The organism is Fictibacillus iocasae, assembly GCF_042665465.1.
Classification (GTDB): domain Bacteria; phylum Bacillota; class Bacilli; order Bacillales; family Fictibacillaceae; genus Fictibacillus; species Fictibacillus iocasae.
On record NZ_JBHTCP010000011.1, the window covers coordinates 26,139 to 41,451 of the forward strand.

The following is a 15,313-nucleotide window of genomic DNA, read 5'->3' on the forward strand; positions in this document are numbered from 1 at the left end:
GCAGTGATCGTCTTTTTAGCAATAAGTTTTCGTTGCTGTTTCACTGCTTGAGCAACATCGGTTTAACGATGCTCGTCATATTTTTGTGCAGGAAACAAAGCGGTGAGAACAGCGAGAGTTTCTTCTTTCAAAAGCTGCATAGAGCCGGCTGAAGCATTTTGTTCCAGCTGTTCAATCGAGCTGGCACCAGCTGCGGCACACGCGACCGTTTTCTCGTTTAAAACAAATCGTAAGGCAAGCTCGTTTAGTTTGGCAGGACCAATTTCTTTCAGAGCACCTTTCATGCACTCCTTCACATATCCTGCCCGATATCCGAGAAAAGTTTTCTCATCGTCCATGTCCCAAAGCTTTTCGGAGAGCATTCCTTTCGCCACACTTCCCCTCGAAATAACACTGATCTTTTTTGCACTGAGAAGCGGGAATAGTTCTTCTGGACGACGGTCAAGCAAGCTGTATTGCATCATCACACACACGATGCCGGAATGCTCTGCATAGTAGCGGATAACGTTCGGCCGAATGGAGGAAATGCCATAATAACGGATCACGCCTTCCTGGACAAGCTCATTGAAAGCTTGAATCGTCTCGTCCATCTGATCCTCTGCCGTGCCGCCATGAAGCTGGTAAAGATCGATATAATCGGTACCAAGACGCATCAAGCTTGCTTTGACAGCTTCTTTTATATACACCTTCGAAGGATCCCAGCGCCATGTGCTTTTATCATCGTTCCATCGGTTTCCGCCTTTCGTGGCGAGAATAATATCGCCGCGCCTTCTTTTCAAAGCTCGTCCGACAACCTCCTCGTTCGCACCGAAGTCATAAAGATCAGCCGTATCAAAATAATTGACGCCAAGCTCAATCGCTTTTTCAATGATCGCCTCATTCTTTTTTTCATTTTCCGGTTTAAGTGACATGCACCCAAGTCCAATCACGCTTGCTTGAAGTGTTGAGCTGCCAATCTGCCTTTTTTCCACTTTACTCACCCTCTCTGTTATAAAACTGTACCATATTGAACACATGTATAAAAAAAATCCCTCCAACATTATGGAAGGAGTTTTAAATGGGGTTTGTTTTTTACCTGAGTGGACTGGATCCACTCTTCAACTGTTTCAAACTGAGAGGCATAGGTCTTGAGCATGTGCTTGATCTGCCATCCTTTTCCAACTAGCGTCACTCGGCTAGACTGAACATATACTTTCAAAGAAACAGCTCCTTCTCAACGTTTTTCTTCAGTATTCCAAAGTATGATAGACTTTATGTAGGTAAAATAAGAAATAGAACAGGAGCGGTAAAGTGGACCATTTAATAGAGAAGACAACACAAGTTAAGAGTGTTTATAAAGGAAAAATCATTGATTTGCAGATTGAAGAGGTCGAGCTGCCAAATGGCGGGACAAGCAGCAGGGAGATTGTAAAGCATCCGGGAGCTGTTGCCGTGATTGCGGTGACCGATGACAAGAAAGCGCTTATGGTCAGGCAATACCGAAAAGCGCTTGAAAAAACGATTGTCGAAATCCCTGCCGGAAAGCTGGAAAAAGGGGAAGATCCGCTCGCATGTGCAAAACGGGAGCTGCTGGAGGAAACAGGGTATAGCTGCCGCCAGATTGAAAAGGTAGGATCATTCTATACATCGCCTGGCTTCGCAGACGAAATCATACACCTCTATTTTTCTGATTCTCTCACTTATGAGGGAGAGCAGCAAACAGATGAGGATGAATTTCTTGATGTGCTGAAACTGACGATGGAGGATATACGGGAGCTGACTGCAAGCGAGCAGATCCATGATGCTAAGACGATGTATGCGGTCATGTACCTGCAGCTGAAGTATGGCAGATAACGGCGGGATTACAAGCTGTTACGCCGATCTTCACATTCATATCGGAAGGACGATGTCCGGGCGACCGGTGAAAATAACAGGGTCAAGATCATTGACTCTACCAAACATCTTGACGTTCTCTAAACATGCCAAGGGATTGTCGATGGTTGGTGTGATTGACTGCCACTCACCGGAAGTGATCACCGAGATAGAAGACATGATAAAGGATGGTGTCCTTCTAGAAGCAGAAGGCGGCGGATTCCTTTATGGGAGTGATCTATGTCTCATACCTGGATCTGAAATAGAGATAAACGACACATCGTGTTCAGGACCGATCCATGTACTCGTCTATTTGCCCGATTTGTCGGCATTGAAGGAATGGAGCGGCTGGCTTGCACAAAGGATGTCGAATATCACCCTAAGCTCACAGCGAATTTATGCAGAGGCGACGGAAGTGCAGCAGAAGACGGCTGACTTAGGCGGCCTGTTTGTTCCGGCACATGTGTTTACTCCTTTCAAGAGTATGTATGGTAAAGGGGTGAAGAACTCCCTCACCGAGGTGTTTGACCCATGCAGAATTGATGGGATTGAACTTGGCTTAAGCTCTGATACGATGATGGCTGACGGCATTATGGAGTTAAGCTGCTATCCGTTTTTAACGAGTTCGGATGCCCACTCGCTCGAAAAGATCGGAAGGGAGCATATGGAGCTGCTCGTTTCACAGCTTTCTTTTCAAGAACTGAAGATGGCCATCCAACGAAAAGATGGGCGTATGATTTCCGCGAATTTTGGGTTGAATCCGCTGCTCGGAAAATATTATGAAAATGTATGCGCGGACTGCCTGAATGTTTTGGCGGATCAACGCGCATGCACCGTATGCGGGTCAGTCAAGAAAATCAAAGGCGTGAGTAAAAGAATAGAGGAGCTTAAAGCGGTGAACAAAGAGAAAAGCCAAAGGCCGCCGTATCATCATCAAGTTCCTCTAGAGTTCATACCGGGTATTGGAGCTAGAACGCTAGAGAAGCTAAGGGTTCATTTTGGAAATGATATGTACGTCCTTCACCATGCAAGGGAAGAGGAACTGCGCCGTATCCTGCCACATGCAGCAACGCAGAACGTCATAAAAGCAAGAAATGGACAGCTCCTCATACGAGCGGGCGGCGGCGGATCGTACGGTACAATCGAATGATTCTATAAATATTGCATACCTCCTGAAAGACATTCATAGAATGAATTAAGAGATTTCAGGGAGGGCATAGCATGCATTCTTTTAAACGAGCAGTCCATAAGCACATTCAAGACAATAGTTCGCTCTATGCTTTTGTCACGGTTCTTTTTTTAATGGGAGTGATTTTCGGAGCGGTAGTGGTGAACAGCCTTTCTTTCGCCCAAAAAGAAGACTTGTATACGTATTTGTCCAGGTTCTTCATGCAGGCGCTGGATGGGAGCTTTGCTGAGCGGTCAGAAATCTTTCAGCAAGGATTCAGCCATTATATTAAATACATCATGCTCATCTGGCTGCTGGGACTTTCCGTTATCGGTCTGCCAATTATTTTGGTCCTATTGTTTCTAAAAGGAGTGGTTGTCGGTTTCACTGTCGGTTTTTTGATCAACCAGATGAGCTGGCATGGATTTCTTTTATCTTTTGTAGCCGTCCTTCCGCAAAATATCCTGCTCATTCCTGCGTTCGTTTTCATCACCGCTGCTTCTGTCTCGTTTTCAATCCGGATTATTATGCAGCTTGCGGGAAAAAGGACAAGCGTTCCCTTCCTGCATCAGCTGTTTTCCTATACTTTCGTTGTTACGGCTGCGGGAATTATCGTATTGGCAGGTGTCAGCCTTGAAGCGCTGCTGTCACCGCCGCTCATCAAGCAGGTAATCCAGTGGTCCACTTCTTGATAATTATTTTCTCTTAATAATAATTATCACGTCTTATTTGTAATTATTTTAAATTGACACTGTTATTCTCGCTGTTTATAATATGAGTGTATATTATAAGGAGGAGAACGTATGGAAAGCAGACTTGACCGCATCAAAAAACAGTTGCATTCTCAGAGCTACAAGCTGACTCCACAGCGTGAAGCAACCGTCAGAGTCCTCCTTGAACATGAAGAAGATCATTTAAGCGCGGAAGATGTTTTCCTGTTAGTGAAAGAAAAATCGCCTGAAATTGGACTGGCTACCGTATACCGTACGCTCGAACTTCTTACCGAACTGAAAGTAGTCGATAAAATTAATTTCGGCGACGGTGTTTCTAGATACGATCTGCGTACAGAAGGTGCTGACCATTTTCATCATCACCTCGTGTGCATCGAGTGCGGTGCCGTTGATGAAATACAGGAAGACCTTTTAGGAGATGTTGAAAAAGTAGTGGAAGAAGGCTGGAACTTTAAAATTAAAGATCACCGTTTAACGTTTCATGGAATCTGCCACCGCTGCCATAATAATGAAGTTGATGAAGAAAACCAGGAATAGACGGTTTTCTTTTTTCGTTTTTTTGCTGATGATTACATAGATGATAATAACCTGACAGGAGAACGCGCTCATGGTCCTTTGTTTTTGCTGACAAAAGAGGATAAACGCTGTTTACAAAAAAGGCTTCATGCGGTAACGTAAAATTTATAAGAATATCAATGAATTTGGTAGTATAAAGCACGTCCACTCAGGCATAACCTGTAAAAAGAGATTGACAGGGAGGCTTGTATCATGCTGGACTGGCTGAAACTGATGTGGCAAACGTCTAAGGTGTTTCTTGCCTTTTCCGTATGCACCCTCATGTTCTATTTCGGATTGCAATGGCTGAATCGTGAATACGAAAACTATCACAGATATGATGAGCCAAATGGCCGCGCTGTCAAAGTGTTCAATCAGACAAGCGAGACGGAAGGCCATCTGTTGGAACGGCTTAAATTCTTTTATCAATCAGGCGAATGAGGAATTGATATGAAAGATCAAATTCGGGATTTTCTTCAATACTTAGTAGTAGAGCGGGGGCTTTCCCGCAATACGATAGATTCATACAGAAGAGACTTGTCGCAATATGCCCTGTACCTTACAAAAGTCGATCAAATAACAGAACCAGATCAGATAACCCGCAGCAGCATCCTGTCTTATCTTCATCATTTAAAAGACACAGGGAAAGCGTCCGCCACACTGGCACGGAATATTGCGTCGATCCGTTCGTTTCATCAGTTCTTGTTAAGAGAAAAAATGTGCACTCAGGATCCTTCTGTACATATTGAAACGCCTAAAGCAGACCGCAAGCTGCCAAAAGTTCTGTCAACAGATGAAGTGGAGGCGCTGCTTGAGGCGCCATCAGGCAGTGATGCCTTCGCGCAGCGCGACAAGGCGATGATGGAGCTCTTGTATGCAACAGGAATGCGTGTCACGGAGCTTGTTGATCTGAACCTTGCTGATGCTCATCTGGAAATGGGGTTTATCCAGTGCCGAGGGAAAGGCAATAAAGAAAGAATTATTCCTCTCGGTAAGATCGCGCAAACCTCCGTTGAACGGTATCTTTCTTCGGGAAGGAATGAACTCAGGCGGGGGAAAAAAACGGAGGCTCTTTTTTTGAACCACCATGGAAACAGGCTCTCAAGGCAAGGGTTCTGGAAACTATTAAAGCAGCTCGCGCAAAAGGCAAACATCCAAAAAGAACTGACTCCCCACACGCTGCGGCACTCGTTTGCTACCCATCTTTTAGAAAACGGCGCTGACTTGAGAGCTGTTCAGGAGATGCTCGGACATGCCGACATTTCGACTACACAGATTTATACACATGTCACCAAAAAGAGGCTGAAAGATGTTTATTCTGCCTTTCACCCAAGAGCATAGAAAAGCCTGTCGGCTGCTTTTCTATGCTTAAAGAGGTCAGACTTCTGACCACTTTGGCAGTCTGTTTGAACCGACTCTGTCGAGGCAATAGTAATTGAATGGCACTTTTATAGGAGGAACGGAAGAATGGATTATCGATTTAAACGTACGTTTTTGATTGTAATGGATTCGGTTGGTATAGGTGAAGCGCCCGATGCGGAGCGTTTCAATGATAAAGGAGCGCACACACTCGGTCACATCGCCGAGAAAATGGATGGCTTGCATATGCCGGCTATGGAAAGCCTTGGTCTTGGACTTATCGGAGATATAAAGGGGATCAAACCTGTAACAACTCCCAAAGCCCATTATACAAAGCTTCAGGAAGCATCCAACGGGAAAGATACGATGACTGGACACTGGGAGATCATGGGACTTCGTATTGACGAACCGTTCCAGACATTCCCTGACGGTTTCCCTGAAGAACTGATCACACAGCTTGAAGAAGCTTGGGGTCGCGGTATCATCGGCAATAAAGCAGCATCTGGCACGGAAATATTGGATGAGCTTGGTGAAGAGCATGTTAAAACAGGCAAGCTGATCGTCTACACATCTGCTGACAGCGTCCTCCAAATAGCTGCGCATGAAGATATCGTGCCGCTTGAAGAATTGTATGATATTTGTGAAAAGGCGAGAGAGATGACACGAGAGGGCAAGTATATGCTTGGCCGTATTATCGCCCGTCCGTTCAAAGGGCAAGCAGGGGATTTTAAACGGACGTCCAACCGCCACGACTATGCACTGAAGCCTTTCGGTCGCACCGTGATGAATGAACTGCAGGATGCGGGATTAGACAGCATCGCACTTGGGAAAATATCGGATATATTTGATGGAGAAGGCGTGACAGAGGCCATCCGTACTGTGTCAAACATGGATGGTATGGACAAGCTTATACAATCAATGGATAACGAATTTACAGGACTCAATTTCTTGAACCTTGTGGATTTTGATGCGCTTTACGGGCACCGCAGAGACCCGATTGGTTACGGCAAAGCCCTTGAAGAATTTGATGCGAGGCTTCCGGAGGTGCTTTCTAAGCTGAGAGATGATGATTTATTGATCATCACAGCCGACCATGGCAACGATCCTGTACATCACGGTACTGACCACACGCGTGAGTATGTGCCGCTTATCGTTTTCCATAAAAACATTAAAGCAGGAAAAGAACTTCATGTATCACCGACGTTCGCGGACATCGGTGCCACGGTCGCGGATATTTATGGGGTGAAGACACCAAAACACGGTGTAAGCTTCCTTCAGCAAATATAACCTATCGTGCAAGAGAGAAGAATTTATAATTAGAGGAGTGCTATAAATGGAACACTATCAGCAAGCAGCAGCGTATATCAAAGAAAAAATCAATAAAGCGCCAGAGATAGGGCTTATTCTCGGTTCGGGACTTGGCGTGCTGGCAGACGAAATACAGTCACCTGTCGTTCTCCCATACAGCGATATCCCAGGGTTTCCGGTTTCTACAGTAGAAGGCCATGCCGGCCAGCTTGTAATCGGAGAATTAGAAGGGAAAATGGTTATCGCGATGCAAGGTCGTTTTCATTATTATGAAGGCTATTCCATGGAAAAAGTAACCTTCCCTGTGCGCATCATGAAGCTGATCGGCGTAAATAGTGTGATCGTAACGAATGCTGCAGGCGGTGTAAACACGTCGTTTAAAGCAGGTGATTTAATGCTGATTACCGACCATATTAATAATATTGGAGATAATCCTCTCATCGGAACTAACACTGCTGAGTTTGGTGTCCGTTTTCCTGATATGTCAGAAGCGTACACTAAAGAATTGATGGATACAGCTCGCGGCGTTTCAAAAGCCCTTAACATTCCGATGCAGGAAGGTGTTTATGTGGCCAATTCCGGCCCAAGCTATGAAACACCGGCTGAGGTAAGGATGCTGCGTGTTCTTGGAGCAGACGCAGTCGGCATGTCCACGGTTCCTGAAGTCATTATCGCCAGGCATTCTGGCATGAAAGTCCTTGGAATCTCATGCATATCCAACCTGGCTGCGGGCATTCTTGACCAGCCGCTCACACATGATGAAGTCATGGAAACAACTGAAATGGTCAAAGCGAACTTCCTTGCTCTTGTAAAAGGAATCGTTAAGGAAATGAACTAATCCGGCAGTAAGCTGAAAAAAATGATACAAGAAGAAAGTGGTGCGTTTACATGAGAATGGTGGATCTAATTGAAAAAAAGCGTGATGGCAAGGAGCTCTCCAAAGAAGAGATCGATTTTATCATAAAAAATTACACGAACGGTGATATTCCCGACTATCAGATGTCAGCTTTTGCTATGGCTGTATTCTTCCAAGATATGACGACAGTAGAACGTGCTAACTTTACAATGGCAATGGTTGAATCTGGTGATCAGATCGACCTTTCAGCGATCGAAGGCATTAAAGTGGACAAACATTCTACAGGCGGTGTCGGCGATACGACGACACTTGTTCTCGCTCCGCTTGTTGCAGCACTAGATGTGCCTGTTGCCAAGATGTCAGGACGCGGACTTGGCCACACTGGCGGCACGATCGACAAGCTTGAAGCGGTAGAGGGATTCCACGTAGAGATAACGAACGAAGAGTTCATCAGCCTTGTTAACAAAAATAAAGTAGCTGTTATTGGACAGAGCGGAAACTTAACACCTGCTGATAAAAAGCTTTACGGATTGAGAGACGTTACGGCAACGGTTAACTCGATCCCGCTGATCGCCAGCTCGATCATGAGCAAAAAGATTGCCGCAGGAGCAGATGCGATTGTTTTGGACGTGAAAACAGGTGCTGGCGCTTTCATGAAAACAGTAGAAGAAGCAGAAGAACTGGCAAAGGCGATGGTAGGAATCGGTAACGCAGTAGGACGGAATACGATGGCCGTTATCTCTGACATGAGCCAGCCGCTTGGGTTTGCGATTGGGAACGCTCTGGAGATCAAAGAAGCGATCGATACATTAAAAGGTCAAGGTCCTAAAGATCTTGAAGAGCTTTGTTATGTTCTTGGCAGCCACATGGTCGTCCTTGCTGGAAAAGCATCGACGCATGAAGAAGCACGCCAGATGCTTCAAGAGGTGATCCAAAACGGTAAAGCACTTGAAGTGTTTAAGACATTCCTTTCAGCACAGGGCGGAGATGGAAGTGTGGTTGATTCACCAGAGAAGCTGCCGCAAGCAAAATTTGTGAAAGATATTCCGGCTAAGGAAGATGGCTATGTTTCCGAAATCGTTGCGAACGAGATCGGTACGGCAGCCATGATTCTCGGTGCTGGACGCGCGACGAAAGAATCTGAAATCGACCTTGCTGTAGGTCTCATGCTCCGCAAAAAAGTGGGTGAGCAAGTGAGTGCAGGAGAAGCGCTTGTGACGATGTACAGCAATAATGAAGATACACAGGCCGTTGTAGAGAAAATTTATGCAGCATACAGTATCAGAAAAGAACCTGTAACTGCACCTCCGCTCGTTTATAAAGAAATCAAAGAATAATGGATGAATGCCAGCCCGACCGCACCTTGCGCGTTCGAAGCTGGCTTTTTTTCGCTTAAAGGAAGAATAACTTTTTAAAAGGGTAGAAATTTGACGCAGTCAAAACGTTTAGGAATAAAGGATACGTACAACTAAGGCTCACTCACTTAAAGGCTTGGTGTCTGCGGAGTTTGTTTATTTTCGGATGAGCTGCAGAAACATCAACTCATTCCCTCACCGTATAAACAGAAAAATTATGGAAAAAATAATAGCATATGAATGGAGGGAATTGAGATGAAAAAAATAGTAGCGGTCATCATAAGCTTTTGCCTGTGTGCAGTCTTTTTCGTGCCTAACGTGAAGGCGGCTGAAAGGCTGACATTAGCAGAAAAAGCATCTTCCGCTGTATTGATGGAAAGAGATACAGGCAGTGTCCTTTTTGAGAAAAAAAGTCATAGCAAGCTTCCGCCTGCCAGTATGACGAAGATCATGACGATGCTTCTGATCATGGAAGCGATCGATGAAGGCAAAATCAAATGGAACGATAAAATCAGAGTAAGTGAACACGCGGCCAGTTTAGGCGGCTCTCAAATTTTCTTAGAGCCTAACGAAGAGATGACTGTTCACGATATGGTCAAAGGCATCGCGATCGGCAGCGCCAACGATGCGTCTACTGCAATGGCTGAACACATTGCAGGTTCGGAGGGTAATTTCGTTGATATGATGAACAAAAAAGCGGCCCAGCTCGGATGTAAAGATACGTTCTTCAAAAACCCGACTGGACTCCCGGCAAAAGGTCATTATACATCTGCTCATGATATGGCACTCATGGCCCGTGAACTCCTGAAGCATGAAGAAATCACGAAATTCACAGGATTGTATGAGGATTATCTTCGGGAAGACACAGACAATAAATTCTGGCTTGTGAACACGAACCGTCTTGTCAAGTTCTATAAAGGTGTTGACGGACTGAAAACAGGATTCACGAATGAAGCGAAATACTGCCTGACAGCAACAGCCCAAAAGAATGGAATGCGAGTCATTGCAGTGGTCATGGGAGCGCCGACTCCAAAAGAAAGAAACGCACAAATAACGTCGCTTCTCGACTATGCGTACGCACAATATTCGACGAAAAAACTTTACGATCGCCATGAGATCGTAAAATCAGTGAAGGTGCAAAAAGGAAGCAAGCCGAAGCTTTCTGTTGTCACGAGTGAAAGCATCTCGCTTCTCATGAAAAAAGGAGAAAAAGGCGGGAATGTCAAAACAATCGTGAAAATGGACGATAAGCTGGCTATGCCAGTTAAAAAGGGTGAGAAGGTCGGGACGATCACGATCTCTAATGGAAAGAAAATGGCAGTGAAGTCGCCTCTCTTAGCTTCTGAAGATATAGGCACAGCTTCTTGGTGGAGCTTGATGAAACGAACGGTAGGCAGCATGGTGAAAAGCTCGCACTAATTTTGGCAAATACGGACGAATCCTCACTAGTTTTGTCATGGTGAAGGATTTCGTTCTTTTTTTATCGAAACTGTCACGTATCCAAATTAGAGGAGGAGAGGGTACGTGAGTCTTGCAATAGATATGGAAGTAAAACGGAATGTTCTATGCATCCGCCTTGAAGGGGAGCTGGACCATCATACTGCAGCCGAACTGCGTACAAAGGCAGAAGATGCATTAAAGAAACACCCTATTGCCCATATTGTACTCAATCTTGAACATTTATCGTTTATGGACAGCTCTGGATTAGGTGTGATTTTAGGCCGCTACAAGCAGATCAAGAGCCATCAAGGCGAGATGGTCATCTGTGCGATTTCTCCGGCTGTGAAAAGACTGTTTGATATGTCTGGGCTGTTTAAGATCATGCGGCTTGAAGAAGACGAGCGGTTGGCATTGCAAGCATTGGGGGTAGCGTAAAATGAGAAATGAGATGAAGCTGCAGTTTTCGGCACTGAGCCAGAATGAATCGTTCGCAAGGGTGACGGTCGCTTCGTTTATCGCGCAGATCGACCCTACCATCGACGAACTGACAGAAATTAAAACGGTTGTGTCAGAAGCGGTCACAAATGCTATCATTCATGGCTATGAAGGACGTCCGGACGGTGTGGTGCACATTCATGCCGTACTTGATGAAGACATGATCAAGCTTACGATCCGCGACAATGGAATCGGCATCCCCGACCTCGATGAAGCGAGGCAGCCTTTGTTCACATCAAAGCCAGAACTCGAGCGGTCAGGCATGGGATTCACGATCATGGAAAACTTTATGGATGAGGTTGAGATTGTATCAGAACCGTCATACGGCACCACGATCCACCTGACGAAATACTTGACTAAAAATAAAGCGTTGTGCAATTAAGGAGCATGCCTAATGGATGTCGAGGTGAAAGGCAGCAGAGGTGAACCGTTCTTAAAGGATGAGGAAATTAAAGCACTGATAAAACAAAGTCAAGAAGGAGACCAGGATGCCCGCAACTTGATCGTCGAAAAGAACATGAGGCTCGTCTGGTCCGTCGTGCAGCGCTTTTTAAACAGAGGATATGAAGCAGATGACCTGTTCCAGATAGGAAGCATCGGCCTGCTTAAATCCGTTGACAAGTTTGATCTTTCGTATGACGTAAGATTTTCCACTTATGCCGTCCCTATGATCATCGGAGAAATCCAGCGCTTCATAAGAGATGACGGCACAGTAAAGGTAAGCCGTTCGCTCAAAGAGACCGGAAATAAAGTGCGCAAAGCAAAAGATGAATTGTCAAAATCGCTTGGCCGGACTCCGACTATTTCTGAAGTGGCCGCATTTTTGGAAATCTCTCCAGAGGATGTGGTCATGGCACAGGATGCGGTCAGGGCACCGGCGTCAATACACGAAACGGTCTACGAGAACGACGGAGACCCGATCACCTTGTTAGATCAAATATCCGACCCAGGAGAAACGAAATGGTTCGACAAAATCGCGATCAAAGATGTGATGGACAGCCTCGATGAGAGGGAAAGATTAATTGTGATGCTGCGCTATTACAAGGATCAGACTCAATCAGAAGTAGCAGCGAGGCTAGGCATCTCACAAGTCCAAGTTTCTCGCTTAGAAAAGAAAATATTGCAGTTCATGAAAAACCAGATGGAGTCGTAAACACGGCTGCTTCTGGTTTTTTATTTTGGCTGTTTTCATATAGGATTCGATGAAACGATTGGTGGGAAATGAAGGAAGTTGCTTGGAATGGAATGACAGTAAAACAAGCGCCGCATACTAAACACAAATGTTGGATGAGGTGGTGGATGTGGAGAACACGGTTTACTTGCGGATGAGGCAAAAAGTACAGGTGAAGCTTGGGCAGCATGTCACACTGCATGAAGCGGCGCAAGTGATCGTTCCACCCAAATGGGAAAGGATCGTTTCTGAACTCGTGATCCATGAAGTGACGCCAGAAGACAAACATCTCGTCGTGGTTGATGTCATGCGGGTGATCGCTCAGCTCTCAGCAGCATTGCCAGAAGCGGATGTTCAAACGATCGGACCGGCACAAGCTATTTTAGAGATTCAGTTCTCTAAAAAGAAAACACCGCTCGTCTATTTTATCCTTGTCTGGCTGCTTCTTTTTATCGGCTCGGCACTTGCGATCATGAACTTTCATGAAGACGTCAGTATGCAGACCGTTCACCAAAAAATTTATTACATGATTACCGGGCATGATAAAAAACAGCCGCTCTTGCTTCAAATACCGTATTCTTTCGGCCTCGGGCTCGGTATGATACTCTTTTTTAACCATTTGTTCCGTAAGCGGCTGAACGAAGAACCGAGTCCTCTGGAAGTGGAGATGTTCAACTACCAGCAGGATCTTGATCAATACGTGATCGTTCATGAAAACAAAGAAAGTGAAAAAAAAATCAATGGGGATTAAAGTGCTGCTTATCATGTTTATTGGACTCGGCGGAGGGATAGCGGTCGGTTCCGGACTTGTTGCCTTCCTGACCGTGCTAGGAATCGTGCCAAGGCTGATGCAGCTTTCCAAAACGTACGATGCTACCAGAAGCTACGAATGGAGCATCATACTTGGCAGTGTGGCAGGAGGATGGATGATTCTGTCCGGTTCGACCCTCTCCATTCCATGGGCATCATTCCTGCTCGTTCCGATCGGCCTCTTTTGCGGTGTGTTTGTGGGCATGCTGGCTGCAGCGCTGACTGAAGTGCTCAACGTGCTGCCGATCCTTGCGAAACGGATCGGATTTGGACAGAAGATTCTTCTCATCTTAATGGCAATCGTGCTTGGAAAGATCACCGGTTCCTTATTTCATTGGATGTATTATGTTAATCACTAATCAGGAGGTGCTCTATGGCTTCATCTAAAGAAGAACAGCAGCTGTTTGCACAAAAAATCAAGCCGCTTCAGCCTAAGCCGCCGCTTTTAAAGAACTGTTTGAAGGCGTTTCTGACAGGAGGGCTGATCTGCATAATCGGACAGGCGCTGATGGAATTTTACATGTATTTTTTTGATTTTACCGAGCAGACAGCAGGGAACCCGACTGTTGCCACTCTCATTTTGATCGCCTCACTCCTTACGGGTCTAGGCGTCTACGATAAGATCGGCCAGTTTGCGGGAGCAGGATCCGTTGTGCCGGTAACCGGGTTCGCCAACGCGGTCACGAGTGCAGCGCTTGAGCATCGAAGCGAAGGGCTGGTGCTTGGGGTGGCAACCAATCTGTTCAAATTAGCGGGAGCGGTCATCGTTTTCGGGGCAGTAGCTGCTTATATACTTGGTATGCTGCGTTATGCATTCGCAACATTATTTTAAGGGGGCAGCGAAATGAAACTGTTAGGAAGACAAACATGGAAGTTTGCGGATGTATACTTGAACACCGCAGGCACAGCTGTCGGCCCGCTGGAAAGTGAAGGGCCGCTTGGGGCGTTATACGACAAGGCATATAACAACCTGCATTGCAACGAAAAAAATTGGGAGCTGGCGGAAAGAAGATTGATGGAAGACGCGGTGTCGGTCTGTCTATCTAAAGCCCGGCTGACTGAAAACGATATCAACTTCTTTTTAGCAGGAGATCTATTGAATCAAATTGTTTCATCGAACTATACAGCGAGAGCGAATGAGATCCCTTTTCTGGGGATTTTCGGAGCTTGTTCCACATCTATGGAATCTCTTGCACTCGGAGCTGCTCTCGTTGACGGCGGCTACGCCGACCGCATCATTGCAGCTGTCAGCAGCCATAATGCAACGGCTGAGAGACAATTCCGTTATCCGACGGAATATGGCGGCCAGAAACCGGATACGGCAACGTTTACGGTGACCGGAGCGGGAGCAGCACTAGTAAGCCGCGAAAAGTCACGTATTAAGTTAACCGGAGCAACAATAGGTAAAGTGAAAGATCTAGGCATAAAGGACCCGTTTGACATGGGATCGGCGATGGCGCCAGCTGCGGCTGATACGATTGCCGCTCATCTGAAAGAGATGAACGCCAGTGCCAGTGATTACGATCTGATCGTGACAGGCGATTTGTCGGCGGTTGGAAGCCCTATTTTAAAAATGCTGTTAAACGAACAAGAAATTGATATATCAAACAACCACCGCGACTGCGGTCTGATGGTATACCGGCCGGACCAGCCTGTTTTTGCAGGCGGAAGCGGCTGTGCCTGCTCGGCTGTCGTCACATATGGACACCTTGTAAAAGAACTTGAAAAAGGCAGCTTGAAGAAAATACTGGTGGTGGCAACAGGCGCGCTGCTGAACCCGACGATGATTCAGCAAAAAGAGTCCATCCCGACGGTAGCGCATGCGGTAGTCATGGAACATGTGAAGGAGGCGTAAGCGAGAATGGAATATTTATGGGCCTTTGTAGTCGGAGGAGCAATATGTGTAGCAGGCCAGATATTGATGGATGTATTCAAGCTGACACCTGCACATGTGACCACGTCGTTTGTCGTGCTCGGAGCAGTTCTTGATGCATTTGGCATTTATGACAAGCTCATTGATTTTGCCGGAGCAGGAGCCAGCGTGCCGATAACGAGCTTCGGACATTCGCTGCTGCACGGAGCGATGGAATCAGCGAATGATCATGGATTTATTGGAATCGCCATGGGGATCTTTGAATTAACATCAGCAGGCATTTCATCGGCCATTCTTTTCGGTTTCTTGACAGCTGTCATCTTTAAGCCGAAAGGGTGATG

The 15,313-nt window shown here is 46.0% G+C and carries 20 protein-coding genes; 18 read left to right on the forward strand and 2 right to left on the reverse strand.

The window, feature by feature from the left end:
- Positions 1-62: 62 nt before the first annotated feature.
- Positions 63-971 carry an aldo/keto reductase gene (locus ACFQPF_RS05705; RefSeq protein ID WP_379747469.1) on the reverse strand — a complete coding sequence of 303 codons (909 nt, stop codon included), beginning with the start codon at positions 969-971 and terminating at the stop codon, positions 63-65.
- Positions 972-1,039: 68 nt separating this feature from the next.
- Positions 1,040-1,198 (reverse strand): Z-ring formation inhibitor MciZ, encoded by a 159-nt coding sequence (mciZ, locus tag ACFQPF_RS05710; RefSeq protein ID WP_379747471.1) that lies wholly within the window; start codon positions 1,196-1,198, stop codon positions 1,040-1,042.
- Positions 1,199-1,290: 92 nt separating this feature from the next.
- Between mciZ and ACFQPF_RS05715 the strand changes: the two genes are divergently transcribed.
- The 18 genes from ACFQPF_RS05715 to spoVAE all read left to right on the forward strand — a co-directional run bounded on the left by ACFQPF_RS05715 (position 1,291) and on the right by spoVAE (position 15,311).
- On the forward strand, positions 1,291-1,833 hold the full coding sequence (locus ACFQPF_RS05715; protein WP_379747473.1) for an NUDIX hydrolase: 543 nt from the start codon (positions 1,291-1,293) through the stop codon (positions 1,831-1,833).
- Positions 1,834-1,840: 7 nt separating this feature from the next.
- Positions 1,841-3,001 (forward strand): endonuclease Q family protein, encoded by a 1,161-nt coding sequence (locus tag ACFQPF_RS05720; protein WP_379747556.1) that lies wholly within the window; start codon positions 1,841-1,843, stop codon positions 2,999-3,001.
- A gap of 71 nt (positions 3,002-3,072) precedes the next feature.
- Positions 3,073-3,711 (forward strand): stage II sporulation protein M, encoded by a 639-nt coding sequence (spoIIM, locus tag ACFQPF_RS05725; protein ID WP_379747475.1) that lies wholly within the window; start codon positions 3,073-3,075, stop codon positions 3,709-3,711.
- A 111-nt stretch (positions 3,712-3,822) separates the two neighbouring features.
- Positions 3,823-4,287 (forward strand): ferric iron uptake transcriptional regulator, encoded by a 465-nt coding sequence (fur, locus tag ACFQPF_RS05730; protein ID WP_379747477.1) that lies wholly within the window; start codon positions 3,823-3,825, stop codon positions 4,285-4,287.
- 231 nt (positions 4,288-4,518) lie between these two features.
- Entirely contained in the window at positions 4,519-4,746 is a 228-nt protein-coding gene (locus ACFQPF_RS05735; protein ID WP_379747479.1) for a YqzK family protein, read from the forward strand.
- Positions 4,747-4,755: 9 nt separating this feature from the next.
- Complete coding sequence (gene xerD / locus ACFQPF_RS05740) at positions 4,756-5,646, forward strand: site-specific tyrosine recombinase XerD (RefSeq protein WP_379747481.1); 891 nt, start codon at positions 4,756-4,758, stop codon at positions 5,644-5,646.
- 126 nt (positions 5,647-5,772) lie between these two features.
- A complete protein-coding gene (gene deoB / locus ACFQPF_RS05745; protein ID WP_379747483.1) occupies positions 5,773-6,951 on the forward strand; it encodes a phosphopentomutase in 1,179 nt (392 codons plus the stop codon).
- Positions 6,952-6,997: 46 nt separating this feature from the next.
- Complete coding sequence (locus ACFQPF_RS05750) at positions 6,998-7,810, forward strand: purine-nucleoside phosphorylase (protein ID WP_379747485.1); 813 nt, start codon at positions 6,998-7,000, stop codon at positions 7,808-7,810.
- A 50-nt stretch (positions 7,811-7,860) separates the two neighbouring features.
- Positions 7,861-9,165 (forward strand): pyrimidine-nucleoside phosphorylase, encoded by a 1,305-nt coding sequence (locus ACFQPF_RS05755; RefSeq protein ID WP_379747488.1) that lies wholly within the window; start codon positions 7,861-7,863, stop codon positions 9,163-9,165.
- A gap of 273 nt (positions 9,166-9,438) precedes the next feature.
- Positions 9,439-10,602: a D-alanyl-D-alanine carboxypeptidase family protein gene (locus ACFQPF_RS05760; protein ID WP_379747490.1), complete on the forward strand. Its 1,164-nt coding sequence runs from the start codon at positions 9,439-9,441 to the stop codon at positions 10,600-10,602.
- Between the two features lie 105 nt (positions 10,603-10,707).
- On the forward strand, positions 10,708-11,058 hold the full coding sequence (gene spoIIAA / locus ACFQPF_RS05765) for an anti-sigma F factor antagonist (RefSeq protein WP_379747492.1): 351 nt from the start codon (positions 10,708-10,710) through the stop codon (positions 11,056-11,058).
- A 1-nt stretch (position 11,059) separates the two neighbouring features.
- Complete coding sequence (gene spoIIAB, locus ACFQPF_RS05770) at positions 11,060-11,500, forward strand: anti-sigma F factor (protein WP_379747494.1); 441 nt, start codon at positions 11,060-11,062, stop codon at positions 11,498-11,500.
- Between the two features lie 12 nt (positions 11,501-11,512).
- Positions 11,513-12,271: an RNA polymerase sporulation sigma factor SigF gene (sigF, locus tag ACFQPF_RS05775; protein ID WP_379747496.1), complete on the forward strand. Its 759-nt coding sequence runs from the start codon at positions 11,513-11,515 to the stop codon at positions 12,269-12,271.
- Between the two features lie 148 nt (positions 12,272-12,419).
- On the forward strand, positions 12,420-13,040 hold the full coding sequence (locus tag ACFQPF_RS05780) for a stage V sporulation protein AA (RefSeq protein ID WP_379747498.1): 621 nt from the start codon (positions 12,420-12,422) through the stop codon (positions 13,038-13,040).
- Positions 13,030-13,458, forward strand: coding sequence for a stage V sporulation protein AB (locus ACFQPF_RS05785; protein WP_379747558.1), 429 nt, complete (start codon positions 13,030-13,032; stop codon positions 13,456-13,458). The genes ACFQPF_RS05780 and ACFQPF_RS05785 overlap by 11 nt, the downstream gene beginning before the upstream one ends.
- A 14-nt stretch (positions 13,459-13,472) precedes the next feature.
- Positions 13,473-13,931 carry a stage V sporulation protein AC gene (gene spoVAC / locus ACFQPF_RS05790; RefSeq protein WP_379747500.1) on the forward strand — a complete coding sequence of 153 codons (459 nt, stop codon included), beginning with the start codon at positions 13,473-13,475 and terminating at the stop codon, positions 13,929-13,931.
- Positions 13,932-13,943: 12 nt separating this feature from the next.
- Complete coding sequence (spoVAD, locus tag ACFQPF_RS05795) at positions 13,944-14,954, forward strand: stage V sporulation protein AD (protein WP_379747502.1); 1,011 nt, start codon at positions 13,944-13,946, stop codon at positions 14,952-14,954.
- A 6-nt stretch (positions 14,955-14,960) separates the two neighbouring features.
- A complete protein-coding gene (gene spoVAE / locus ACFQPF_RS05800) occupies positions 14,961-15,311 on the forward strand; it encodes a stage V sporulation protein AE (RefSeq protein ID WP_379747504.1) in 351 nt (116 codons plus the stop codon).
- Positions 15,312-15,313 lie beyond the last annotated feature (2 nt).